The organism is Lutispora sp. QWL-02, from assembly GCF_058315355.1.
This window is the reverse complement of sequence record NZ_CM177762.1, coordinates 3,784,234-3,807,272: the sequence shown is the minus strand read 5'-3', so window position 1 is coordinate 3,807,272 and position 23,039 is coordinate 3,784,234. Positions and strand designations below refer to the sequence as shown.

23 protein-coding genes are annotated in these 23,039 nt (G+C 40.3%); 17 read left to right on the top strand and 6 right to left on the bottom strand.

The window, feature by feature from the left end; all coding sequences use genetic code 11:
• Nucleotides 1-101: 101 nt before the first annotated feature.
• From pdxR to AC4HCY_RS18105, 6 genes are all read left to right on the top strand, one after another.
• Nucleotides 102-1,553, top strand: a complete 1,452-nt coding sequence (gene pdxR, locus AC4HCY_RS18130) for a MocR-like pyridoxine biosynthesis transcription factor PdxR (protein ID WP_491094816.1) — start codon at nt 102-104, stop codon at nt 1,551-1,553.
• Nucleotides 1,554-1,623: 70 nt separating this feature from the next.
• Nucleotides 1,624-2,190: a biotin transporter BioY gene (locus AC4HCY_RS18125; protein ID WP_491096146.1), complete on the top strand. Its 567-nt coding sequence runs from the start codon at nt 1,624-1,626 to the stop codon at nt 2,188-2,190.
• 221 nt (nt 2,191-2,411) lie between these two features.
• The gene (locus AC4HCY_RS18120; protein WP_491094815.1) at nt 2,412-3,401 is read left to right on the top strand and encodes an acyl-CoA dehydratase activase-related protein; all 990 of its coding nucleotides are present in this window, start codon (nt 2,412-2,414) and stop codon (nt 3,399-3,401) included.
• A gap of 2 nt (nt 3,402-3,403) precedes the next feature.
• Nucleotides 3,404-4,495, top strand: coding sequence for a hypothetical protein (locus tag AC4HCY_RS18115; RefSeq protein ID WP_491094814.1), 1,092 nt, complete (start codon nt 3,404-3,406; stop codon nt 4,493-4,495).
• Between the two features lie 12 nt (nt 4,496-4,507).
• Nucleotides 4,508-5,473, top strand: a complete 966-nt coding sequence (locus tag AC4HCY_RS18110; RefSeq protein ID WP_323430565.1) for an acyl-CoA dehydratase activase — start codon at nt 4,508-4,510, stop codon at nt 5,471-5,473.
• A gap of 63 nt (nt 5,474-5,536) precedes the next feature.
• Complete coding sequence (locus AC4HCY_RS18105) at nt 5,537-5,989, top strand: hypothetical protein (RefSeq protein ID WP_323430566.1); 453 nt, start codon at nt 5,537-5,539, stop codon at nt 5,987-5,989.
• A gap of 150 nt (nt 5,990-6,139) precedes the next feature.
• Here the strand turns inward: AC4HCY_RS18105 and perR are convergent, their stop codons facing one another.
• Nucleotides 6,140-6,556, bottom strand: a complete 417-nt coding sequence (perR, locus tag AC4HCY_RS18100) for a transcriptional regulator PerR (RefSeq protein ID WP_491094813.1) — start codon at nt 6,554-6,556, stop codon at nt 6,140-6,142.
• Nucleotides 6,557-6,891: 335 nt separating this feature from the next.
• Here perR and AC4HCY_RS18095 point away from each other — a divergent pair, with 335 nt between their 5' ends.
• The 3 genes from AC4HCY_RS18095 to AC4HCY_RS18085 all read left to right on the top strand — a co-directional run bounded on the left by AC4HCY_RS18095 (nt 6,892) and on the right by AC4HCY_RS18085 (nt 10,193).
• Nucleotides 6,892-8,139, top strand: coding sequence for an argininosuccinate synthase (locus AC4HCY_RS18095; RefSeq protein ID WP_323430567.1), 1,248 nt, complete (start codon nt 6,892-6,894; stop codon nt 8,137-8,139).
• Nucleotides 8,136-9,524, top strand: a complete 1,389-nt coding sequence (gene argH / locus AC4HCY_RS18090) for an argininosuccinate lyase (protein ID WP_323430568.1) — start codon at nt 8,136-8,138, stop codon at nt 9,522-9,524. Before AC4HCY_RS18095 ends, argH begins: the two co-directional genes overlap by 4 nt.
• A 159-nt stretch (nt 9,525-9,683) precedes the next feature.
• Nucleotides 9,684-10,193, top strand: coding sequence for a GNAT family N-acetyltransferase (locus tag AC4HCY_RS18085; RefSeq protein ID WP_323430569.1), 510 nt, complete (start codon nt 9,684-9,686; stop codon nt 10,191-10,193).
• Between the two features lie 38 nt (nt 10,194-10,231).
• Here AC4HCY_RS18085 and AC4HCY_RS18080 read toward each other — a convergent pair whose 3' ends face one another.
• Nucleotides 10,232-11,116 carry a nitroreductase family protein gene (locus AC4HCY_RS18080; protein WP_491094812.1) on the bottom strand — a complete coding sequence of 295 codons (885 nt, stop codon included), beginning with the start codon at nt 11,114-11,116 and terminating at the stop codon, nt 10,232-10,234.
• A 315-nt stretch (nt 11,117-11,431) separates the two neighbouring features.
• Here AC4HCY_RS18080 and AC4HCY_RS18075 point away from each other — a divergent pair, with 315 nt between their 5' ends.
• The 3 genes from AC4HCY_RS18075 to AC4HCY_RS18065 all read left to right on the top strand — a co-directional run bounded on the left by AC4HCY_RS18075 (nt 11,432) and on the right by AC4HCY_RS18065 (nt 13,846).
• Entirely contained in the window at nt 11,432-12,415 is a 984-nt protein-coding gene (locus tag AC4HCY_RS18075; RefSeq protein WP_323430571.1) for a tyrosine-type recombinase/integrase, read from the top strand.
• 87 nt (nt 12,416-12,502) lie between these two features.
• Complete coding sequence (locus tag AC4HCY_RS18070; protein WP_491094811.1) at nt 12,503-12,838, top strand: hypothetical protein; 336 nt, start codon at nt 12,503-12,505, stop codon at nt 12,836-12,838.
• A 63-nt stretch (nt 12,839-12,901) separates the two neighbouring features.
• Nucleotides 12,902-13,846 (top strand): IS982 family transposase, encoded by a 945-nt coding sequence (locus AC4HCY_RS18065; protein WP_491094810.1) that lies wholly within the window; start codon nt 12,902-12,904, stop codon nt 13,844-13,846.
• Nucleotides 13,847-14,284: 438 nt separating this feature from the next.
• On the opposite strand, the gene AC4HCY_RS18060 is transcribed toward AC4HCY_RS18065, so the two are convergent.
• The 4 genes from AC4HCY_RS18060 to AC4HCY_RS18045 all read right to left on the bottom strand — a co-directional run bounded on the left by AC4HCY_RS18060 (nt 14,285) and on the right by AC4HCY_RS18045 (nt 17,821).
• Entirely contained in the window at nt 14,285-14,833 is a 549-nt protein-coding gene (locus AC4HCY_RS18060) for a flavodoxin domain-containing protein (protein ID WP_491094809.1), read from the bottom strand.
• Nucleotides 14,808-15,272, bottom strand: a complete 465-nt coding sequence (locus tag AC4HCY_RS18055; RefSeq protein WP_491094808.1) for a MarR family winged helix-turn-helix transcriptional regulator — start codon at nt 15,270-15,272, stop codon at nt 14,808-14,810. Before AC4HCY_RS18055 ends, AC4HCY_RS18060 begins: the two co-directional genes overlap by 26 nt.
• 211 nt (nt 15,273-15,483) lie before the next feature.
• Nucleotides 15,484-16,362: a pyridoxal 5'-phosphate synthase lyase subunit PdxS gene (gene pdxS, locus AC4HCY_RS18050; RefSeq protein ID WP_323433926.1), complete on the bottom strand. Its 879-nt coding sequence runs from the start codon at nt 16,360-16,362 to the stop codon at nt 15,484-15,486.
• 340 nt (nt 16,363-16,702) lie between these two features.
• A complete protein-coding gene (locus AC4HCY_RS18045; RefSeq protein WP_491094807.1) occupies nt 16,703-17,821 on the bottom strand; it encodes a DUF4932 domain-containing protein in 1,119 nt (372 codons plus the stop codon).
• A gap of 171 nt (nt 17,822-17,992) precedes the next feature.
• On the opposite strand from AC4HCY_RS18045, the gene AC4HCY_RS18040 reads away from it, so the two are divergent.
• From AC4HCY_RS18040 to AC4HCY_RS18020, 5 genes are all read left to right on the top strand, one after another.
• Nucleotides 17,993-18,679 (top strand): response regulator transcription factor, encoded by a 687-nt coding sequence (locus AC4HCY_RS18040; protein ID WP_491094806.1) that lies wholly within the window; start codon nt 17,993-17,995, stop codon nt 18,677-18,679.
• On the top strand, nt 18,676-19,806 hold the full coding sequence (locus AC4HCY_RS18035) for a sensor histidine kinase (RefSeq protein ID WP_491094805.1): 1,131 nt from the start codon (nt 18,676-18,678) through the stop codon (nt 19,804-19,806). The genes AC4HCY_RS18040 and AC4HCY_RS18035 overlap by 4 nt, the downstream gene beginning before the upstream one ends.
• A 147-nt stretch (nt 19,807-19,953) precedes the next feature.
• Nucleotides 19,954-20,865, top strand: coding sequence for an NrtR DNA-binding winged helix domain-containing protein (locus AC4HCY_RS18030; protein WP_323433930.1), 912 nt, complete (start codon nt 19,954-19,956; stop codon nt 20,863-20,865).
• Between the two features lie 14 nt (nt 20,866-20,879).
• Nucleotides 20,880-21,551 carry a cysteine hydrolase family protein gene (locus AC4HCY_RS18025; protein WP_323433931.1) on the top strand — a complete coding sequence of 224 codons (672 nt, stop codon included), beginning with the start codon at nt 20,880-20,882 and terminating at the stop codon, nt 21,549-21,551.
• Nucleotides 21,552-22,994 (top strand): nicotinate phosphoribosyltransferase, encoded by a 1,443-nt coding sequence (locus tag AC4HCY_RS18020; RefSeq protein ID WP_323433932.1) that lies wholly within the window; start codon nt 21,552-21,554, stop codon nt 22,992-22,994.
• The last annotated feature ends 45 nt before the right edge of the window (nt 22,995-23,039 follow it).

Here is a 23,039-nt window from a genome sequence, read left to right as displayed (position 1 = left end):
AATGCTGCTTTTTGTTGTATCATTATTGCTAAACAGAGTTTGAAATAATTCAATCTTATGATAAAATTGTATCGATACGATTTTGAAAAGAAGGTAATAGCATGTCATTGGATTTGCGAATAGATAAAAACAAGGATGAAGCTGCATATTTTCAGATTTATGAGCAGATAAGGGCGCTTATAATAAGGGACGCCCTGGAGGGCAACAGCAAGCTGCCTTCAATAAGGGCGCTGTCCAAGGCTCTGGGAGTAAACCCCATTACGGTTATAAATGCTTATAATATGCTGGAAAAGGAACGGCTGGTCTATAAGAAGGAGGGAAGCGGCACCTTTGTGATACCAAAAGGGGAGGATTTGCTGCTAAACGCCGAGCCGCCCATGTATTTTGAGCCCGGTGAGCTTGATATGGAGTTTGAATATGATGAGGAATACATAGATTTTTCCATATCGTCTCCGGACCCCAAATTGTTTTCCATAAAGAGTTTCCGCCAGGTTATGAATGAGGTACTGGAAGAGGATGGAGCCAAAGCATTCATGTATCAAAAGAGCATGGGATATACGCCTTTGAGGAATGCTCTCGCGGGTTATGCCAAAGGATACGGCATCAATTGCAGCCCCGATGATGTTTATGTGGTATCCGGGGCCCAGCAAGGTATAGATATCATTTCCAAAGCATTGGTCAGAAGCGGAGATTGTGTCTTTGTAGAGTCGCCGACCTACAGCGGGGCTCTGGCGGCTTTTAAATCGAGGGGAGCAAAGCTGGTGGAAGTGCCCATCAGCGAGGACGGGCCCGGCATAAAGGAGCTGGAAAGGCTGGTCAAGCTGTTTAAGCCTGTGTTGTTCTACACCATGCCTAATTTCCACAATCCGACGGGCAGTATATATTCGGAGAGGAAGAAGAGGTATATGCTGCTTTTGGCCCGGAAGCATGACTTCAGAATACTGGAGGATGATTACTCCGGAGATCTGAACTATACGGATTCCAGGCTTTTGCCCGTAAAAGCCTATGACAGCAATGAGCGGGTAATTTATCTGAAGAGCTTCTCTAAAATTTTCATGCCCGGTTTCCGCCTGGCCTACATGATAGTGCCTGAGGACATCAGAAAGAAGGCCGCCGATGCCAAAATAGCCTCTGATATTTCTACTTCGGGCCTGATGCAGAGGATATTATGCAAATATATCGAAAATGGCATATTGGATAAACATATTTCATATTTAAGAAAAGAATTCAGCGTAAGGTATCTGGAAATGGTAAGAGCAATAAAAAAGTGCATGAGAGGGGTCAGCTTTTTTGAACCCAAGGGGGGCTTGAACCTATGGATAAAGCTCCCCGAAGCGGTCAATTCACAAGAGCTTTACGAAAGATGCAAAGAAAAAAAGGTGATTTTTTCTCCCGGTACATTTTATTATAACGACGGCAGGGGACAGGACCATATCAGAATGAGCTTTGCCGCTTCAGATATCGACAGGATATGGGAAGGCATATCCGTCATAAGCATGGAAGCTGAAAAGATGAGGAATTCTATTGTTAACCAAAATAGAAGTGGGAGTTGACAAATCTAAACTAAAGTCGTATTCTCATAATGTAAACTTATTTAAAATAGAACGGTTAACAATAGAAAGGATGGTCAATTTGAAATTTACAACAAAAGAAATCACTCTGGTATCCCTCTTCGTTGCTCTTATCACTATAGGCTCCAAGATCACAATACCATCGCCCATAGTACCCTTTACCATGCAGTGGATGTTCGTTGCATTATCCGGCCTGCTGCTGGGGTCCAGACTCGGCAGCATCAGCGTAGCCGTATATGTTATTTTAGGGCTTATAGGATTGCCTGTTTTCACAAAAGGAGGAGGTATAGGATATATATTGTCCCCAACCTTTGGATACCTGGCAGGCTTCATAGCTGCTGCGTATATTATTGGAAAAGCCGCTGAAAAGATGAAAGGCAATATGAGCTTTATAAAGGCTTTGGGTGCTATGCTTTTGAGCTTGCTGCTGGTATATGCCATAGGTGTCACCTATATGTACCTCATAGTCAATGTTTACCTTGGCAGGTCTATACCGTTAGCAAAGGCTGTCTGGACTGGTGCGTTGATTTTTATGCCCACTGATGTGCTTTCGGCGGTGCTGTCATCTTTGCTTGGGGTGCGAATTGCCCGTCAGGTTAAAACAATTATACAGAATTAATTTCCTAACATTTTTTAAGACTTCAACAAAATTTTATTGAAGTCTTGATATATAGAGATTAATTGAATTATATCGCAATACACGAAGCAACCGTCATGCCATTTGCTATTAGAAGCGCAATATACAATATTTGTCATGATATCAGTCTTAATCTCAGTTTGTAGTTTAATTAGCCAGAGTATAGAATTGATATATATTGTATTAGAAGGGGGGTAACTTCCTTGAAGATAGGTATCCCAAGAGCGCTATTATATTATTATTATCATCCTTTATGGAAAACATTTTTTGAGAGACTGGGTTTTGAGGTAGTTACATCAGGAAAGACCACTAAAGATCTTATTGATAAGGGAATCAAGGCGTCGGTGCCTGAAATATGCGTTCCCATCAAGATATTTAACGGTCATGTTCTGGAGCTTTTGGATGCAGATGCAGACTATCTTTTTGTACCCAGGATGATGAACATAAGGAAGGGTGAATTTTTTTGCCCTAAATTCATGGGACTTCCCGACATGGTCAGATATAGCCTGCCGGGGACTCAGGACAAAATCCTTTTTCCCAAGATTGCATCATCGTCCGATGATATTTCGGATGTCCATATATACTCCGAGATGGGAGAAGCTCTGGGCGTATCACACAAGCAGATAAGGGATGCTCTTCTGGACGGACAGAAATCCTGGGAAGAGTTCAGGCAAATATCAAAAAAAGGCTATACCGCCCTGGAGGCTTTGGATTATGTTGAGACGGGAAAGAAGCTTGATAAGCCGATGGAAGCTTATAAGGTGACCATAGGGCTTATGGGCTATGTATATGATGTGTATGATGAATTTGTAAGCATGGGAATAGTAGACAGGCTGAGAGAGATGAATGTAAGGGTCATAACCTTCGAGATGATGGACGAAGAACTGCTGGACAGAGAATTGACGGATATGAATAAAAGGCTTTTTTGGACATTTTCAAACAAGCTCCTTGCATCGGGCTATAAATTTCTCAAAGATGATGAGGTGGACGGCATCATTCATGTCACAGCCTTTGGATGCGGGCCGGACTCATTGATAGGGAAGCTTATGGAGCTGGATTCCGCTGAATACGGCAAGCCCTTCATGACCATCAGAGTGGATGAGCATACAGGAGAGAATCACCTTCAAACCCGTATTGAGGCGTTTATAGATATGATCTACAGAAAAAAGGCAAAGGCTAAGAAGGAGGCATAAACATGAAAGTAGCGTTTCCCTACATGGGAACCACAGTGATCTATAAAAAACTTTTAGAGCTTTTAGGACATGATGTCATTGAGCCTCCTGAGCCCACTCAGAGAACCATCGATTTGGGTGTAAAATACAGCCCGGAGTTTGCCTGCTTTCCTCTCAAGGTTGTCCTTGGGAGCTATATAGAAGCCGTTGAGCTGGGAGCCGAGACACTGGTAACATCCGGGGGACATGGGCCTTGCAGAGCCGGTTTCTATGGAGAAACCCACAAGAAGATATTAAAAAACCTGAATTACGATGTGGATATAATTATATTTGATGATTACAAAAGGGATGTTTGGGGAACAATTAAAAAGGTGCTCAAGATAAAAAACGGCAGATCATGGCTGTACCTGTGGCGAGCCATTAAAACAGTGTATTCCATGGCTAAAGCCCTGGATGATATAGAGAAAAGAATTGAGAGAATGAGAGCCTATGAAGTGCATAAAGGCGAGTGCACCAAAGCATGGGGAACCATAAAAAAATGGTTCGATGAGGTTAAGAATGTTGAAGACGTGCGCAATGCTGAGGCGGAGAGCAATAAGCTTTTGGACGGCATAAAGCTTATTGAGGTTCCCGACGCTGATAGGATCAGGATAGGCATAGTAGGCGAAATTTATGTTGTAATGGAGCAATCCATCAATTTGAGGATAGAAGAGATGCTGGGAAACCTCGGCGCAGAAGTTGAGAGATCCCAATATCTTTCCCAATGGATAGATTTTAATCTGATACCCGGGGCTTCGGCCAAAGCCCATGAGCTGGAAATACTGAAAAAGGGTGAAAAATATATACAGGAAATCATAGGCGGCCATGCAAAGCAAACCGTGGGCCATATAGCAGATTATGCGGAAAGAGGCTTTGACGGGGTAGTCCACCTTATGCCTTTTGCCTGTTTGCCGGAGCTCATAAGCCAGAGCATAATACCGGCCATCAGCAAAGAGCATAATATTCCGGTCATAACCTTGTCTATCGATGAACAAACCGGGGCTGCCAATACCCTGACCAGGCTGGAAGCCTTTATGGATCTCATAAGAAATTTTAAAAGGACAAAAATTGCATGATGGAGGAAGCATATGGATAGAGTGTTCGTAGGTATTGACGTAGGTTCCGTCAGTACCAATGTAGTTGCTTTGGATGTAGAGGGAAAGATTGTTTCGGTTCAGTATCTGAGGACCAATGGGCAGCCCATAGAAGCAGCAAGATGCGGCCTAAGGAATTTAAATGATGAATTCAATAAAGAGATCGAAGTCCTGGGAATGGGGACCACGGGCAGCGGCAGACAGCTTACCGGAATAATGGTGGGCGCCGATGTGATAAAAAATGAAATAACCGCTCATGCGACTGCAACCATAACGCTTGTTCCGGAAACCAGAACCATATTTGAAATAGGGGGACAAGATTCCAAGATAATATTTCTAAGGGACGGGATGGTCACCGATTTTGCGATGAATACCGTATGCGCGGCAGGCACAGGCTCCTTTTTGGAGCATCAGTCGGAAAGGCTTGGGATTCCCATTGAGGATTTTGGGGATCTGGCTCTGACGGCCCAAAAAAATGTGCGAATCGCAGGACGCTGCACCGTATTTGCGGAATCGGATATGATAGCAAAGCAGCAGTATGGTTTTTCTAAAGCAGAAATAATCAATGGGTTATGCGAAGCCCTGGTGAGAAACTATATCAATAATCTGGGCAGAGGCAAAAAATTAGAACCGCCCTATGTCTTTCAAGGCGGAGTGGCCGCCAACAAAGGCATAGTTGCCGCCTTTGAAAGAGAGCTTGGCCATGAGGTCATCGTGCCGCCCAACTTCAATGTCATGGGCGCTGTGGGAGCAGCGATTCTGGCTAGGGAGCATATCGAAAGGACCGGTAAGGGCACAAGCTTCAGAGGATTTGAATGTGCAGATCTGGAATTTACCCCCACCAGCTTTATATGCAGCGGCTGTGATAATTCCTGCGAGGTAATAAAGGTTCAGATGGCCGGAAGGACCATGGCGATGTGGGGAGACCGCTGCGGCAAATGGACAAATTCAGTAGTGTAAAATAACATATTGTATGCATATATTAAGCCCTTCCATAATAACTTATATAAGAGATAGAGTTAGATGGGAGGGATTTTTATTAAACATAAAATTATATTGCTGACCAGAAAAAGAATAATGATTTATGCACTGATTATTGTTGTCCTTATTTTAGCAATTATTGCGCTGACAAACTTAATGAGAAATAGAGAAGAACCCGCGGCATCTTCAAACAGCTTTATTTATTTGCAATATAAAGATGGGAAATACATAGGCAATGAGAAAACGGATAAAGGGAATATTCAAGTGGAGGTTACAATAAAAAAGAATAAGATCAAGGATATAAAAATATTGGAATTTCCCCAGGAATACCTGTCGGCTCGCAAGGAACTAAAGGATGAAACGGCTAAAGTGATAGAGAAAATAATAAAAACTCAGGAGATAACCAGCATTGAAGGTATGGAAGAGTCATCATACATAGTGAACAAGCTCTTGAAAGCCGTAAGAATTGCGCTTGATCAATCCTTGCTGCAATAGCTGATTTTTAGCAGCTATGTTGTGCTAACTGATAACGATTTCACTCTTATATCAGTCAGGACAACAAACTCCAATCAGAGTTATCACAAGTAAAATAAATGCTAAAAAACCCTGTCAGATCGTGCTCTGACAGGGTTTTATTCTGCGCTTTTAATGGGTCTGCTGACAGTGAGGGCAATAGCCGTAGAAATAAAGCTGCTGCTTTACGAGGGTATAGCCGGTTCTTGCCTTAACATTATCCAATAAGTCATATATCATGTCGTCATTGACATCATCCACTCTGCCGCATTTTAAGCAATGTATATGAGGATGCTGTGTAGTGTTGGCATCATATCTGAAGCTTCCTTCCCCAAGGTTAAGCTCCTGGACCAAACCGATGCTTTTGAATACTTCCAAGGATTTGTATACCGTAGCCAGGCTCATGGTGGGGTACATGGGGAGCAGCTTGTTATAAATCGCTTCAGCTCCGGGATGGGCTTTTGTTTCCTTTAAAGCACTATATATAGCCAACCTTTGCGGTGTTACCTTAAAACCGTGATCTTTCAACATTTTAGTGACTTTAACCATGATATTCCTCCAGGAAAATATACTATACTAAAAGAATAGTTTAAATAAAAGTTTTTGTCAAGGGTCTGTTTGGATGCAGCATTAATAAGTATACTAAAGCTATGAATATATTAGCCTGATGTTCACTCATACATATGCACAAGTTATATCTGAGAAAAACTGAATAACGGCTAAAACTCTTGGAATAAAAGAAATCATGGATATCTGGGATATAAATATTATTTAATATTTATACATATATATAAAAAAATATAGAAAATTTATGAAATGTACTTGCATAAATATACTGAAATCATTATAATTATAATTAACTTTAAAGATGGGGAGTAGATATCATGAAAGTGTCAAAGAAAAAAGTAATCCTGGCTTATTCGGGCGGTTTAGATACTTCGGTCATTATACCATGGCTAAAGGAAAACTATGACCTGGAGGTCATTGCCTGCTGTGTTGATGTGGGCCAGGGCGACGAAACAAAAATAGTAAAAGAAAAAGCTATAAAGAGCGGAGCATCAAAAGTTTATGTAGAAGATGTAAAGAAGGAGTTTGTGGAGAATTATATATTTCCCACTCTCAAAGCAGGTGCGGTATATGAAGGCAAATACCTGTTGGGCACTTCCTTTGCAAGGCCGTTGATCGCAAAGAAACTGGTTGAAGCAGCCGAAAAAGAAGGGGCTGAATACATAGCTCACGGCTGTACAGGAAAAGGCAATGATCAGGTTCGATTTGAACTTTCGATAAAATCCATGAGACCGGACATTAAGATAATTGCTCCATGGAGGATCTGGGATATAAAATCCAGGGAGGATGCGATAGATTACGCCGAAAAAAGAGGAATACCGGTTCCTGTTACTAAGGCGAAGCCGTACAGTATGGACAGGAACCTATGGCATCTGAGCCATGAGGGCGGAGACCTGGAGGATACCTGGAACGAGCATCCTGCCGACATGTATCTGATGACAACGCCGCCGGAGAAAGCACCGGATAAACCCAGCTATGTGGAGATCGGATTTAAAAAAGGCATACCCGTGTCAATAAACGGCGTATTTTATGACCCTGTAGCATTATTGGAGAAGCTGAACAAGATAGGCGGAGAGAATGGGATAGGTATATCGGACATGGTGGAGAACAGGCTCGTGGGCATGAAATCCAGGGGCGTATATGAAACTCCCGGAGGCACACTGCTGTATACTGCCCACAAGGAATTGGAATACCTGACATTGGACAGGAACACCATGCAGTTTAAGGATATGGCGGCTCAGAAGTATGCCCAATTGGTATATGACGGCCTTTGGTTCACACCCTTAAAGGAAGCCCTGGATGCCTTTGTAGATTCCACACAGGAGTGTGTTACTGGAGTTGTTAAGCTGAAGCTTTATAAAGGCTTGTGCTCCAGTGTAGGCTCCAAGTCCCCGTATTCCTTATACAACAAGGATTTTGCCACATTTGGAGAAGATGAGGTATATAATCAGAAGGATTCAGAGGGCTTCATAAATCTATTCGGGCTTCCTTTAACCGTAAGAGCTTTGATGAACAAAAAAAAGATGGAGGAAATGCTTGAAGCTTCAAGCAAAAAGGCTATATGAAATTATGGGGCGGCAGATTTGAAAAGAATACCAATGAGATTGTAGATTCCTTTCAAAATTCCATAAAGTTTGATTACAGAATGTATAAGCAGGATATAAAGGGAAGCATGGCTCATGCCAGGATGCTTGGATATAAAGGAATAATCAGCCAGAAGGATGCAGAAGCCATCATCAAGGGGCTGGCTGAAATATTGGAGGATATCGAGGCAGGCAAGGTAGAATTTAAGCAGGAGGCCGAGGATATTCATATGAATATTGAAAGCCTCCTCATAGAAAAGATCGGCCAGATAGGGAAAAAGCTGCATACCGGAAGGAGCCGAAACGATCAGGTGGCATTGGATTTCAGGATGTACCTGAAGGAAGAGATGGATGAAATAATATATCTGATAAAAGAACTCTGCAGCCTGCTTTTAAGAAAAGCAGAAGAAAACGCTGAGCTCATAATGCCCGGATATACCCATATGCAAAAAGCCCAGCCCATAACCTTAGGCCATCATTTGATGGCTTATTTCTATATGTTCTGCCGGGATATGAATAGATTTCATGATTGCTATGGGAGGACGGATGTGATGCCTTTGGGCAGCGGTGCGCTGGCCGGCACCACCTACGACCTGGATAGGGAGATGGTAGCAAAGGAGCTGGGCTTCGGCAGCATCAGCGGCAACTCCATGGATGCGGTGGGAGACAGAGACTTTGTCATAGAATTCATAAGCGGCTGCTCGATACTTATGATGCATCTGAGCAGGTTCTGCGAAGAGCTGGTGCTATGGAACAGCCATGAATTTGGATATATAGAAATGGATGACTCCATGAGCACGGGCAGCAGCATAATGCCCCAGAAGAAAAATCCCGATGTGGCTGAGCTTATCAGGGGCAAAACAGGAAGAGTATATGGGGATCTGATGGCTATCCTCACGATCATGAAGGCATTGCCTCTGGCCTATAATAAGGATATGCAGGAAGACAAGGAAGCCGCTTTTGATGCGGCAGATACGGTAAAAAACTGCATAGCTGTATTCATACCTATGTTTGATACCATAACCTTTAATAAGGAAAAGATAAAAGAAAAGCTCAAAGGCGGATTCCTCAATGCGACGGATGCGGCAGATTACCTGGTATATAAGGGAGTTGCCTTCAGGGATGCCCATGAAGCCATAGGCAGCATGGTCAATTATTGCATCAAAAATAAAAAAGCTTTGGAAGATTTAAGCATGGAAGAGATGAAGGCCTTCAACTCCTTTTTCGAATCAGATATATATGAATATATAAGCATGGAAAGCTGTGTGTTGAGAAGAAATACAGCCGGAGGACCTTCGCCGGAAAGAGTTCTGGAAGCCATAGAAGAAGGAAAGAGGTATTTAAGTATCATTGCTTGTAAGGATTGAGGGAAATGGCAGCATAATAATATATTTGGCATAATATAGCGATATGGATAGTTGAAAAGTAGCGGCATATAGGATAATATTAACTATGAGGATATTTTTCATGATTATTTGAGCTATATTTGAAGCAAATGCATTATTATGATATGGAGGCCTATTATTGTGGACAATAATATTATCGGTCAGAAATCTGTCCTTATCCCGATGACCCAGGAGGACTTAAAAATGGTGCATGCGTGGGCATGTGATCCTTTGGTATGTCAGAATTATCATAAATGCCTGACGGATGAAGAGTCTATGTTGAAGCAGCTGCTCTGCAAGCCTAATGGCAATATTGAACTGTATACAATAAATACAAAAGACAGCGTATCCATAGGCAAGCTTTCAATAGAGATAGCGGATGATAATACTGCAAACCTTGATATGCTTATTGGAGAAAAGATATATACAGGAAAAGGCTATGGCAAGGATGCGCTGAAAGCAACAGTAAAGCATTGCTTTGAGGATCTAAACCTGGATGCGGTCAAGATGGTTATCAAACAGGATAACATGAGGGCAGAATATTGCTGCTGGTCCTGCGGCTTGAGAGAAGATAAGTATTATGTTTCGGAGAAAGAAAACAATAATACATCCAGAATGGTAATTTATAAAAAAGATTACACAGGATATTAAAAAGGATATTAAAAATAGCAGGCGTGGGCCTGCTATTTTTAAAGCTCTATTTTGGCTATGATGCGATATTCCTTATTATAAGCGCTGTCTTCAACGAAGCTCCATTTTCCCGGAATCCCCAGGTCCTTGGACAGGCCTTCCGCCGTGTACATCATTATGCCTGCATCCACATAGTTTTCTTTGTTTTCCGGGCTGAGGATGGCCAAATATGCTTCCCCGTCCTTTAGTATGAAGCGGCATGGCTGAATATTCTTATAAGAAGGAGCATTTCTCACATATAAGAATAAGTCTGCAATACCTCTGGTCTCCAGCTCCTCATAGGAAGCCTCATTCCCCCATTCATGCATATAAACGACTTCTCCTACTGCAAGCCTTGCATTATCAAGGCCGGTGGTCTCGATGATCTGAGTTCCATAAGGGTCCGTCTTATGTGATGAAGATACATTCTGTACAAACATGGACGGGGCTTTTTGCTTCAGGGCTTTTTCATCTACTTTTCCAAAAGCCAGCAAGTAGTTTATATTATTCTTATCATCCTTCAAGATATCAGCTTTTACTTGGGAGGGCACATTCCTTATATTTATCCAGCAGCTTCCCAGATCCGTTTCAAATAGCTTTTTTACTATGGACTGCATAAAATATGCGCCTAAAAACTCGGTTTCAAGCTTTTCATTTGCCAGAGAAAGGCCTATATAATATGGGCTTTTGATCATTACACCGCTGTAACCGCCCACCCCTTCAAGCTTTTTAAAAATATCTGAACCATTTTCAAACAATATGAATGAAAAGCCTTTTTCTCTGCCGACAGTAGTATTTATTTCGCCCAAATATGCTCTAATATCGCCGAGAACAATGCTTTCTACACTGCTTTCTTCATAATCTCTGATAGACTGAAGATTGGCTAAAAATTCTCTAAAATTCATAGTTGCGCCTCCTTGTTAAACATTTCTAATTTATTATATATTAATCCATCTAATAAAAAATATCAACAAATTTGAAAGGCTGAGCATTCAAAGGGCTATGTAAATAAAAGGAATAATATGTTGAAAAATGGTGAACGATATATAAAGGTAAATAATGATTTATATAGAAAATGTTAGTATATCGAAAAATGTATTTGACCATTGTATTACAAGCTTTAAATTGACAAAAACTTATAAATTATATATTTAAAAACCATAATTACCCAGTGTGTTATATTGGATATGTATATTATTAATCGATTTGGAGGGGCAATTATGGAGAAAGAAATCAAAAACTTTGGGTATCATCTGTCTATTGAAAAAAACTTAAGCAAGAAAACTGTAACTACATATACGAATTGTCTCTATTGTTTCACTTCATATGTAACAAATATAGAAAAACTCGAAGAAATCACTATTCCGGATATCAAAGCAGAAATGGTTAAAAGATATTTGATATATCTAAAGGATGTAAAAATAAATCAAATATCAACGATCAGCTTGAAAATATCTGCGCTAAAATCCTTCTATACATACCTGGTTGAACAAAAAAAGATAAAAAACTATGAAAATATAATGCTGGAAATAAAAAAGCCTAAGCTTCCTAAAACTTTACCTACATACCTGACAGTTGATGAAGCTGAAAATTTTTTGCTCGGCATCAAGCTGTTATCTAATAATGTGGTTAGAGATTATGCCATATTTTCACTATTCTTGCTGACCGGGGCAAGGCTTTCTGAATTGCAGCATTTGCGGCTTGATCAAATAAACTATAGAAATCATACAGTAACCTTCTATGGTAAAGGCAGCAAAGAAAGAACGGTGCCGCTGCCCGAAAGAGCAGAAAATGCTTTAAAAGATTACATAAATGACTCAAATATATATAAAGCCAAGAATATGCATGGACGCGTACCAAAAGAAGAAACAAACATTGTATTTCTAAACAAGTATGGTTTGCCATTCAGCGAAAGAGGAGTACAGGATTTGTTTATACGGTTAGCAAAAAAAACCGGCATCTATCGCAAAGGGCTATCCGTGCATAAGCTGAGACACACTTGCTTTACCTTGCTATATGCGAGCGGTATGGAGCTCTTAAAGCTGAAATCGATAGCGGGCCACGAAAACCTTAGAACAACTGAAATCTATACGCATATCGATACTACTGACCTGTATAAAGATATGCAGCATCACCCATTAAACCATAATAATATTGATACTGCAGCAATTTATCGTATAAAAGAGACGCTTTTAAAGAAATAAAAATGGAAATTTTCTAAGAAATGGTGAAGCATAAATATTCATACAAGAATTGGCAAAAAATCTTCATCTAATAAACATTTTCTACAGTTGGGGATAGGGGAGGTTGAGGCAGCTGGAGAGTGGATTAAAGTAACTGATTCTAATTATCTTAAAAATACTGAGTATTTTAATGGAGCAGGGGTAGGGCGCGGAGAAGAATATTATTATGTATTAGAAAATAATTATTTAAAATATAAACGTGCAGAATTATACTCAACTACGAGTACTACAATTGATTCTTATCGTATTGATAATAATACAGAGTATAAATTAGTTGTAACAAATTTTTCAAATCCTTATTATAATTCTTATGGCATCTGGACAAATTTATTTGTTAACTTAACTCGTTGTGCTAGCTTTGATTTACCAAAAATCTACGAATGAAAAACTCCAACATATTATGTAACCTATCATTAATAGCGACAAAAATGATAGGGGGTCACATATATGCTGGAGCTTGATAGAACTTATTCTATCAAAGAAATTGGAGATTTAAAAGACTTTGTAACTGTCGCTTATGTCATAATTGACGACATTTGCCAGGATGTTACTCCAACACATATTAAAAATCGTTGTAATATCAATACTTCTAAGATGAGTGATAGTGAAATAATTACCTTAAGTATTGTTGCTGAATTACTAACCATTGATTCCGAAAATGCCTGGTTTGGTTTCTGTAAGAAGAATATGAGAGACTTGTTTCCAAGGCTCTGCAGTAGGTCTAGGTTTAATAGAACAAGAAGAAACCTTCATGCAGTAATAGAAGAAATCAGAAAGAAGATTTCTGCTCTTACAGAACATATAAACCAGCCATACAGGATTATTGACAGCATTCCTATTCCAGTATGCAAGTTTGGAAGAGCGCATTTTCATAAGACATTTAAAGGATTTGGCGCTACTTATGGTAAATGTGCCTCCAAAAAGGAAACATATCTGGGATATAAACTACACATGCTTGCAACCATAGATGGTTTCATAACTGATGCTGTAATTACCTCTGCTAACATTGATGACAGAGCAGCTACCTGGGATTTAATCAGTGGCTATAGCAATATCACTATGTTTGGTGATAAAGGTTATATAGGTGATGATTTTGCTGCAGACCTAAAAGCTGAAAAAGATATTAATATCTTGCCTCTTAAAAGGAATAGCAGCAAAATCCAATTCCCTAAGGAACTGCGTCAAACCATCTTTAGATTAAGGCGAAGGATTGAAACATCAGCGTCCCAACTAGTTTGCCAACTCAATATTGAAAGAGTACTTGCGAAGTCTTTTTGGGGGCTGCAAACAAGGATTAAAACCAAGCTATTAGCGTATAACTTGTGTTATTACATCAATAAACTTATAGGCCGTGAGTCACATTCAAGAATCAAAGAGTTAGTATTTGGATAATTAATCCACATAGGTACTATCTATCAGGGATTTTATATCCTCATTCATTGGTATAATATTCCTTTAGTTGAAATCAAATTACCTAGCACAAGAGGTTAATTTATTATATTTTTATAGATTAAGATGTTTTTGTTTATAGAGACTTGGGGGCATGCCCCCAGAGACTGTGAAAAAAATGGACCTTAACGTTACGTAACCGGGGTAAGGTCTATGGGGAGCTGTCCATCATGTATGAAGGCAGGCTTTCTGAGTAGCAAAAAACAAACGGCATATCAAGAGTAAATAAACGCCCTTTCCAAGGGCGCTCCTGGCATGCCATTCGTTTTTCACTAAAGTGTAGTTAGGGATTGCATGCCAAACTCTGGCCTGCAAACTCACACAAATATTGTCATAAAAAGCTATTTACAGAGAAAATTTCATACCGCCATGAAAATGTGATTACGTTCGGGCTTTTATTGCATCAATCATGTCACCGATGGCGGATTTGTCCGTAAAATCCACAACTTGACCATAGGTTGCCAGCATATCTTTCTCTTCCGTACTCAATTCGCTTTCCGATTTCTTTCTGATCGTTTTCACCATCATACTCATCATGATGCGATGAATAAAATTGAGCCTCGGGTAATCAATGCCGCCTCTAAAATGGAAGATATTAATTTTGCTCTCCATTTCAGGAGTAAGCACCTTCGATAACGAACTGCGGATGCTGTTTATATTCTTTTCATCGCTTACATCAGCAGCGCCTACAGTAAAAAGGTACAGCGACTTATTCGCAATAGATTGAAACGACTTGGTGATCAACGAAACGCCGTTTACGCCGCCCGCATAAAGGCCGCCGCCATAAATAATGACATCATAATTTCGTAAATCCGAAGGTTTTATCCTTCCGGCTTCCATTAGCTCCGCGCCTAACTCCTGCGCAATCCACTGCGCATATTTTTTGGTAAAGCCATACTTGGATTTATATATGACGATCGCTTTTTCCATATTGCATTTTCATCCTTTCGAGATTGTTAAAAAGTGTTTCCATCGTGATTCTGGCGCTTTCCTGAAGATCAGCGTTAATTCCATCAAAAAGCTGTTCTAAAAAGGCAGCACCCTTGGTCTCAAACTGGGTGAAGAACAGAAATGTCTTTTCAGTCAGAGCTACGGATAAATTCCGTTTATCCTGTTTGTTTACGCAAAGCGTAACATAGCCTTTAGCAGAGAGAACCTCCAGCATTTTTCGTACATTCTGCCTGGTGCTGCCAATAAACTCTGCTATTTCTGTTACGGATGGCTGTTTCTTCTCCATATTAAAAATCATGATAAGCAGTAACCATTGCTTTAATGTCATATGCTCCAAGACAGCGTCTCCCAAAGTTTGCAGCTTATTTGCGAGAAGAAAAATACTGCCAAAGAGGTATTCTTTGGTCGGAATATCCATATTGTAATCCTCCAAATCATTACGCAACTTATTGCTTATTATTATACGCAATAAGTTGCGCTTTGTCAAACATATTGAAGGGTCAATAATTTTAAGAAGCATTGGGGACGGTTATTTTTGCTTCTGATCATATATGCATATTCATGACGGCAGTATTATTACCTGCCCTATGTCTTTAAAATTGAACATATACAATAGTTACAATTACCCTTTACCAACCTCTATTGGCAAATTGGTTCTCTTGAGATAAGGTATTTATTTCAATGCCTGACATAGCTTCTCCCAAATCCTCCGAAACTTCTGCCAAAACCTTAGCATCGTTAAAATGTGCTGTGGCTTTTACTATTGCTTTTGCTCTTTTTTCTGGATTACCTGATCTGAATATCCCTGAGCCAACAAATATTCCATCACAACCAAGCTGCATCATGAGGGCTGCATCAGCAGGTGTAGCAATACCGCCGGCTGCAAAATTTATAACGGGCAATTTGCCTTTTTCTGATACGTATTTTACCAAATCATAGGGAGCGCCCATTTCTTTTGCAGCTGTCATCAATTCTTCATTTGGCATTAATTGAAGTTTTCTGATATCTGACATGATTGTCCTCATATGTCTTACTGCTTCAACAACATTTCCAGTCCCTGCTTCACCTTTTGTTCGTATCATTGATGCTCCTTCTCCGATACGCCTTAGGGCTTCACCCAAGTTTCTTGCGCCGCAAACAAAAGGTGTCTTAAAACTTTTTTTGTGTATGTGATATAATTCATCAGCAGGTGTTAATACTTCGCTTTCATCAATATAATCAATGCCTAAATACTCTAATATTTGTGCTTCAACCAAATGACCGATGCGCACCTTAGCCATTACAGGAATTTTTACTGTATTCATAATTTCTTTAATCATTTTAGGGTCTGACATTCTAGATACTCCGCCTTCTTTTCTTATATCTGAAGGAACCCTTTCCAAAGCCATAACAGCTACAGCCCCCGCTTCTTCGGCAATTCTTGCTTCCTTTGCATTTGTAACATCCATTATGACTCCGCCCTTTAAAAGCTGAGCTAAGTCTTTGCTTGATTCATTAATTTTATCCATTTGTATTCTCCTCCTACATTACTTGTAATTCAATTATATTCAAAGGGTGGTATAAAACAATATTGTAATGCCACATTATGGGAGAAAGGCTCTGGTATTCCATAAGTGTATCGGTACATTATAGGATCAAAAATGTTCTTAAGCGCAGACAGCGGGGTATTAGGGCGAAAGTTGAGGATATATTGGCTTCCCCGGGTGCCAATTCTAAAATTGAATAGCAGCCATATGTATTTCGTCCACAATCATTACAGGCGTTATCCTCTGCTCACAGTATAGATTCTTGATGCAATTTTGTATTTATTGAAACAATGTAACCTTTTTGCAGGGTGGCCTTTTATATTCATTGTGGATATGTGACAATCAAATCTTCAATAATTACAGGTATAAACGTATTGAAATTTTTATATATGGCACGGTTGGCAAGATATTTGTTAATGCTTTTGCAAACGGTATCGATATAAATAAATCCATTTTCTCGCTCTTCTATCAACAATTGCTCTGCTCGTCTCGGATTGTAATATTTCATCATCTCAATTACACAAGCTCTCAGAATCAGTTCTTCCAGAACGGTATCCCAATTAGAATAAGCGAGGCCTGCCATCTCTCTGGAAATTGGCTCCAATAAATGCTCGCTCTTTTCAATCCATTCGGCAAAATGCTCTTCACCGGAAATCGGGATAAAGCTGTGGCCAAATTCGTGGGCTTCCAGTTCCGTAAAATAGTCACAATCCCAAAAGGCAGGGATGCGGTCTGCTACATCATTGGGTCCCAGCAAAGAATAAATAAATCGCTGCTCGCCTTTGGCTATTGAGGGACCAAAGCCTCCGGTGTGGAACAGGGTGACCAGCACCACATTATACTCGTCAAACTTCTGACCATAGAACTCTTCCATATAGCCAAGCAGGTTTTCTTCGGGCAAAATCGCCAGAGTATTGTTCAATATAGTTTGGTAGTAATCTATATGCTTTTTAAAGAATGATTCAAAATCGCTGGCTAAATAGAAATCTTTCAGCAGGTCGAAAAACTCCTGCAGTTTTTCTATTTCATCAAAGTAGAAGTCATTTGAGTCAAACTGTTTGATATAGCTCCGATAAGCTTCTTCATCCACCGTAAAGTCCGGTCTCATAAACAGAATCATGGCAGGCGGTTCATCGATGGCACTAAAGGCGGCATTTTCATAATACTGCACGGCCGGATGATTATCATATTTTCGAAAATGGTCGTCAATGTCCTTTTTATAATTCGTATAAAAACGGCTGATCAATCCATAACGGATATTCATATTATCCTTGCCCATGTATTGGACAATTGTCAGCAATTCCAGCTCCGGCCTTACCGACATAATGAGACCATTGCGGGTAACGGTAATAGGCTTCGGCAGCTGCGGTTCTCCGCTGGCTTGTATGCTTCCAGAAAAAAGCAGAGTAAAGCAGCAAATGGCTATTATCATTTTTTTCATTATAAAACCTCCTCGTAAATTTTTAATCTTTAAAAGTATTATATAAAACAGCAGGTTAAGAAAAGGTTAAGCTCAGAAATGTTTTGGTGTCTTAACTCAAAATTAACCATGGCACTGCTATACTATAATTATGATATTGTAAAGGATAGTCTTGACAAAGGAGGAAAGAAAATGCGGCTATTGATTATAGAAGATGAAAATGATTTGCGCACTGCTTTGCTGCGAGGATTTCGGAAGCTGGGATATCTGGCGGATGGAGCGGCAGACGGAGTGGAGGGGTTGGAACTGGCTCAAATAAATTCATATGATCTTATTATACTTGACTTGAACCTGCCGGGTATGGATGGTTTGGAAATATTGCAGGCCATCCGTAAAACAGATTGGCAGCAGAGAATTATCATTCTTTCAGCCCGTTCCGGCTTTACCCACCGTATTGAAGGATTGAATTTGGGTGCTAACGATTACCTGATAAAGCCCTTTGATTTTGGCGAATTGGAAGCCCGTGTGCGCAATTTGCTAAGACGGTCCTTCGTGCAGAAGGAAAGCGTACTGCAATGTGAGGGGATTTTACTGGATACGGTGAAGCGTATTGTTAGGACTGCCGCAGGTGCAGTAGTCGAACTTCCACCCAAGCAATACGCAATTTTGGAATACCTGCTTTTAAATCAAGACAGACCGGTCAGTGCCGAGGAATTGCTTGAGCATGTGTGGGCCGAGGATGATGTTTTATTTTCCGGCACTGTCAAAGTACATATAAGTTTGCTGCGGAAAAAAATGAGTGATACCGTGGGATATAATATCATTCAAAATATACGAGGGGCGGGCTATCTGCTGGGAAAGGAGAGGGATCAGGGATGAAAAGACTTTCTTTACGCATGCGGCTGACGCTGGTTACGGTCGTAATCATAATTATTTTAGCCTTTATCTTGACCGGCAGCTCTATTTACAATGCAAGTTCCATATTCAAAGCGGCCCAATCCTCTGATAATTCCAGTACAATATATAATGTCAATTCGGCTAATGAGAGCGGTTATGCAGGCGAATATACAGATCAAGATACAATAACCATAGCTCAGGCCAGTGAAGAATTTAATGATCAGAGCATCATGCTTATGTGTGTCGTAATTGTGATGGGCGGCTTTTTTACTTATTTTGCCTTAGGTTATGCTCTGAGGCCTGTGCATGAATTGAGCGAAAAAATCAATAGCATAAGCGAACATGATCTCTATGTGCGCATCGATAATTTTCAAGCCGGGGATGAAATCAACCGGCTGGCGGATTCTTTCAATATGCTTTTATCACGTTTGGAAAAAGCTTTTCACATGCAAAAAAGTTTTGCTTCTGCTGCCGCACATGAATTGAAAACGCCGTTGGCTGCTATCAAAACCAGCTTGGATGTGCTGGGACTGGAAGAAAACCCTTCTTCGGAGGAATATGCCTGGACGGTACAGGTAGCAGAGAAGCAGACCGAACGAATGATCAAACTGGTAAACGACTTATTTACGATGTCTATGCAGCACGATTATAGTTTTGAAGACAATGTGGATTTGAATTTGATGCTTCAGGATATTTTATGGGATTTACAGCCGCAAATAGAAGAAAAACAGCTTACTACAAGTATAACCGACAAATTCCAACGGCTTTTGCCTGCTAATGCAGCCATGCTCTATCGCGCTCTGGCCAACTTGGTGGAAAACGCAGTCAAATACAATGTTAAGGGCGGCAGTGTTGAAATTTGCCTTGCTGCAGAGGAAAGGCACGTGTCCGTCAGGATCGCCGATAGCGGCATTGGCATCAGTCAGCAGCAGCGAGAGCGGATATTTGAGCCTTTTTATAGGGTGGATACTTCGCGTTCCCGCAAAACCGGTGGGGCCGGACTAGGTTTGGCGATTGCTAAAGATACTATAGAGCGCCACGGCGGTCAAATCGGGATTGAATCCAATGGCAACCAAGGTACAGTATTTGTGGTGCGCCTGCCTATTTAGCAAATCAATAAATATCTTTATTTATGATAAATGCAGGTATTTTTATTAGATAATAAAAGGGTATTGACAAGAAAATACACATAGTATTATAATGATAATAACAAAATGATATTATCATTATAATAAATAAAAAATGTAGGTGATGTAATGTCGGATAATGTAATAAAAAATAAACAAGGTCTTACCGAAGAGCAATTCTTAGCCACATATGATGCGAGTAAATATGAGAGGCCTTCGGTGACAGTAGATATGCTGATTTTTACAGTGACTGATGAAGAAAAGAAAAACTACAGGAAGCTTCCTGAAAAAGTCTTAAGGCTTTTAATGATTAAAAGAGGAGACCATCCATACATAGGACAATGGGCTCTGCCCGGTGGGTTTGTAAAAATGGGTGAAAGCTTGGATGAAGCTGCTATAAGGGAATTAAAAGAGGAGACCAACATTGATGATATATATATGGAGCAGCTTTATACATGGGGGGATGCAGCCAGAGACCCGCGTACAAGAGTGATAAGCACCTCCTATATGTCATTGGCTGATAGTTCGACGCTTGAAATCAGAGCCAGTGATGATGCGGATGATGCAAAATGGTTTACGGTTTCCTGTAAATTGTATCAAGAACAAAAGACAGTAACTGAAAAGGGATATATCCTTCAAAGACTATTCAAATTGAGTTTGTCCAGCGATGAGGATAGCCTTTCTGCAATTCTAAAGATTATAAAGACTGTCGAGGGGAAAGTAACAAGAGTGGAGAGAGAAGTAGTTGAATCAAATGGAATAGCTTTTGATCATGCAAAAATCATAGAGTATGGAATTGAAAGGCTGCGCAGCAAAATTGAGTATACGGATATAGCATTTAATCTAATGCCGGAACTATTTACTCTTACTGAGCTCCAGAAAGTATACGAGGTTATCCTTGATGCGGAGCTGTTAAAAGCAAATTTCAGAAGGAAGGTCGCCGAAATGGTGATTGAAACCAATGAATATACCAAGGATGCAGGCCATAGGCCTTCAAAATTATTCAGGTTTAATCCTAACTGGTCTAATATTTCGAAGTGAGAGGAGAAATCTATATGAGAATAATGAATAGAGATGAGTTTTTGAAAAGAAGCGGTGAGACTCTTGAAGAAATATATGCTATGCTGGCAAAACTCCCTGTTATCCGATTGAAAGATTTACAGGGGAAACAAACAGCCATTGTAATAATTGATATGGTAAATGGCTTTGCCAGGGAAGGGGCGTTAAGGAGCCCGAGAGTGGAAGGCTTGATCCCGGAAATAGCAGGATTGTTAAAGGCTTGCAACGAATTGCAGGTTGCAAAGCTTGCATTTGCAGACTGCCATACAAAAGCTTCGCCGGAATTTGATGCTTATCCGGCACATTGCATGATAGGAACCAGCGAAGGGGAAATCGTTGATGAGCTTAAGGAGATCGGAGGTTATACCCTTATCCCTAAAAATTCTACAAACGGTTTTCTTGAAGAAGAATTTCAGAAATGGCTTAAGGAAAATGAACATATAAATACCTTCATAGTTACCGGTGACTGCACAGATATTTGTATACAGCAATTTGCGATAACATTAAAGACCTGGTTCAATATGCAGAACAAAAAAGCAAGAGTGATCATTCCTGTAAATGCGGTTGAAACTTATGATTTCGGCTTGCATAACGGTGACCTGATGAATGTATCGGCCCTATACAATATGATGATCAATGGAATAGAAGTGGTTAAGGGAGTGAAATAAATGGATAGGATGAACTTGGCCATGCTGACGGATTTTTATGAATTGACCATGGCAAATGGATATTTTCAGAATGGCTTAAAAGATAAAATTGCATATTTTGATATGTTTTTCAGAAAGGTTCCCGATAATGGAGGTTTTGCGATAATGGCTGGAGTTGAGCAGCTTATACAGTATCTGAAAGACCTAAGATTTGATGATGAGGATATCGAATACCTAAGGAGTAAAAATCTGTTCAGTGAAGAATTCTTGCGATATCTTAAAGCTTTTAGATTAAGCTGTGATGTCTGGGCTATACCTGAGGGCACTCCGATATTTCCCAATGAGCCTGTAGTAACAGTCAGAGGACCTGTTATAGAAGCTCAGTTTATTGAAACAATGATTCTATTGACAATAAATCATCAAAGCCTGATAGCTACAAAATCAAATCGCATCGTCAGGGCTGCCCAAGGAAGGGATGTCATGGAGTTTGGCTCAAGAAGAGCTCAAGGCTATGATGGGGCTATATACGGTGCAAGGGCTGCATACATAGGCGGGTGCGTTGGCACTGCATGTACGATCGCAGAGAAAGAATTTGGTATTCCGGCTATGGGTACGATGGCGCATAGTTGGATTCAGATATTTTCAAATGAATTAGAGGCGTTCCGTGCTTATGCAAGAACATATCCTGATAATTGCACACTTCTTGTAGATACCTATAATGTATTGAAATCCGGTGTTCCCAATGCAATAAAAGTATTTAACGAGGAAATACTTCCGAGAGGCTTCAGGCCTAAGGGGATCAGGATCGATAGCGGGGATATCACATATCTTTCGAAAGAGGCCAGGAAGATGCTGGATGAAGCCGGGTTTCAGGATTGCAGAATCGTTGCGTCGAATTCACTGGATGAATTTATTATCAGGGATATACTTATACAAGGCGCACAGGTGGATTTGTTCGGTGTCGGGGAGCGCCTGATCACTTCCAAGTCAGATCCTGTGTTCGGCGGGGTTTACAAGCTGGTAGCAGTTGAAGAAAATGGTGAAATTATTCCTAAAATAAAGCTTAGTGAAAATGTAGAGAAAATAACCAATCCGGGATTTAAACAAATCTGGAGGCTTTTTGACAAGGGAAGCGGAAAAGCAATTGCAGATGTGCTTACAAAGAATGATGAGACTATAGATGAAAGTGAGCCTTATGAACTCTTTGACCCTGAATATACATGGAAAAGGAAGACTGTATCTAACTTTATTGCGAAAAGGCTTTTAATCAGGATTTTCGATAAGGGCACTTGTGTATATGCAAGTCCAAAGTTAGGGGAAATAAAGAGTTATTGCAAAGAGCAAATCGATACATTGTGGGATGCGGTAAAAAGATTTGAAAACCCGCATAAATACTATGTCGATTTGTCAAAGCCATTGTGGGATATAAGAGAAAGGTTACTGCAAGAGTGTTCGGCAAAATAGAACGGGAGAGTTTGCCATTCAACATTTAAGTAAAGGAGGGTCAAA

Coding starts and splice junctions, on each gene's coding strand:
- argH (WP_323430568.1), top strand. CDS start 8,136: ATGAAATTATGGGGCGGCAGATTTGAAAAGAATACCAATGAGATTGTA.
- AC4HCY_RS18095 (WP_323430567.1), top strand. CDS start 6,892: ATGAAAGTGTCAAAGAAAAAAGTAATCCTGGCTTATTCGGGCGGTTTA.
- AC4HCY_RS18080 (WP_491094812.1), bottom strand. CDS start 11,116: ATGAATTTTAGAGAATTTTTAGCCAATCTTCAGTCTATCAGAGATTAT.
- AC4HCY_RS18035 (WP_491094805.1), top strand. CDS start 18,676: ATGAAAAGACTTTCTTTACGCATGCGGCTGACGCTGGTTACGGTCGTA.
- AC4HCY_RS18065 (WP_491094810.1), top strand. CDS start 12,902: ATGCTGGAGCTTGATAGAACTTATTCTATCAAAGAAATTGGAGATTTA.
- AC4HCY_RS18040 (WP_491094806.1), top strand. CDS start 17,993: ATGCGGCTATTGATTATAGAAGATGAAAATGATTTGCGCACTGCTTTG.
- pdxR (WP_491094816.1), top strand. CDS start 102: ATGTCATTGGATTTGCGAATAGATAAAAACAAGGATGAAGCTGCATAT.
- pdxS (WP_323433926.1), bottom strand. CDS start 16,362: ATGGATAAAATTAATGAATCAAGCAAAGACTTAGCTCAGCTTTTAAAG.
- AC4HCY_RS18020 (WP_323433932.1), top strand. CDS start 21,552: ATGGATAGGATGAACTTGGCCATGCTGACGGATTTTTATGAATTGACC.
- AC4HCY_RS18110 (WP_323430565.1), top strand. CDS start 4,508: ATGGATAGAGTGTTCGTAGGTATTGACGTAGGTTCCGTCAGTACCAAT.
- AC4HCY_RS18060 (WP_491094809.1), bottom strand. CDS start 14,833: ATGGAAAAAGCGATCGTCATATATAAATCCAAGTATGGCTTTACCAAA.
- AC4HCY_RS18045 (WP_491094807.1), bottom strand. CDS start 17,821: ATGAAAAAAATGATAATAGCCATTTGCTGCTTTACTCTGCTTTTTTCT.
- AC4HCY_RS18075 (WP_323430571.1), top strand. CDS start 11,432: ATGGAGAAAGAAATCAAAAACTTTGGGTATCATCTGTCTATTGAAAAA.
- AC4HCY_RS18125 (WP_491096146.1), top strand. CDS start 1,624: ATGGTCAATTTGAAATTTACAACAAAAGAAATCACTCTGGTATCCCTC.
- AC4HCY_RS18105 (WP_323430566.1), top strand. CDS start 5,537: ATGGGAGGGATTTTTATTAAACATAAAATTATATTGCTGACCAGAAAA.
- AC4HCY_RS18025 (WP_323433931.1), top strand. CDS start 20,880: ATGAGAATAATGAATAGAGATGAGTTTTTGAAAAGAAGCGGTGAGACT.
- AC4HCY_RS18055 (WP_491094808.1), bottom strand. CDS start 15,272: ATGGATATTCCGACCAAAGAATACCTCTTTGGCAGTATTTTTCTTCTC.
- perR (WP_491094813.1), bottom strand. CDS start 6,556: ATGGTTAAAGTCACTAAAATGTTGAAAGATCACGGTTTTAAGGTAACA.
- AC4HCY_RS18030 (WP_323433930.1), top strand. CDS start 19,954: ATGTCGGATAATGTAATAAAAAATAAACAAGGTCTTACCGAAGAGCAA.
- AC4HCY_RS18115 (WP_491094814.1), top strand. CDS start 3,404: ATGAAAGTAGCGTTTCCCTACATGGGAACCACAGTGATCTATAAAAAA.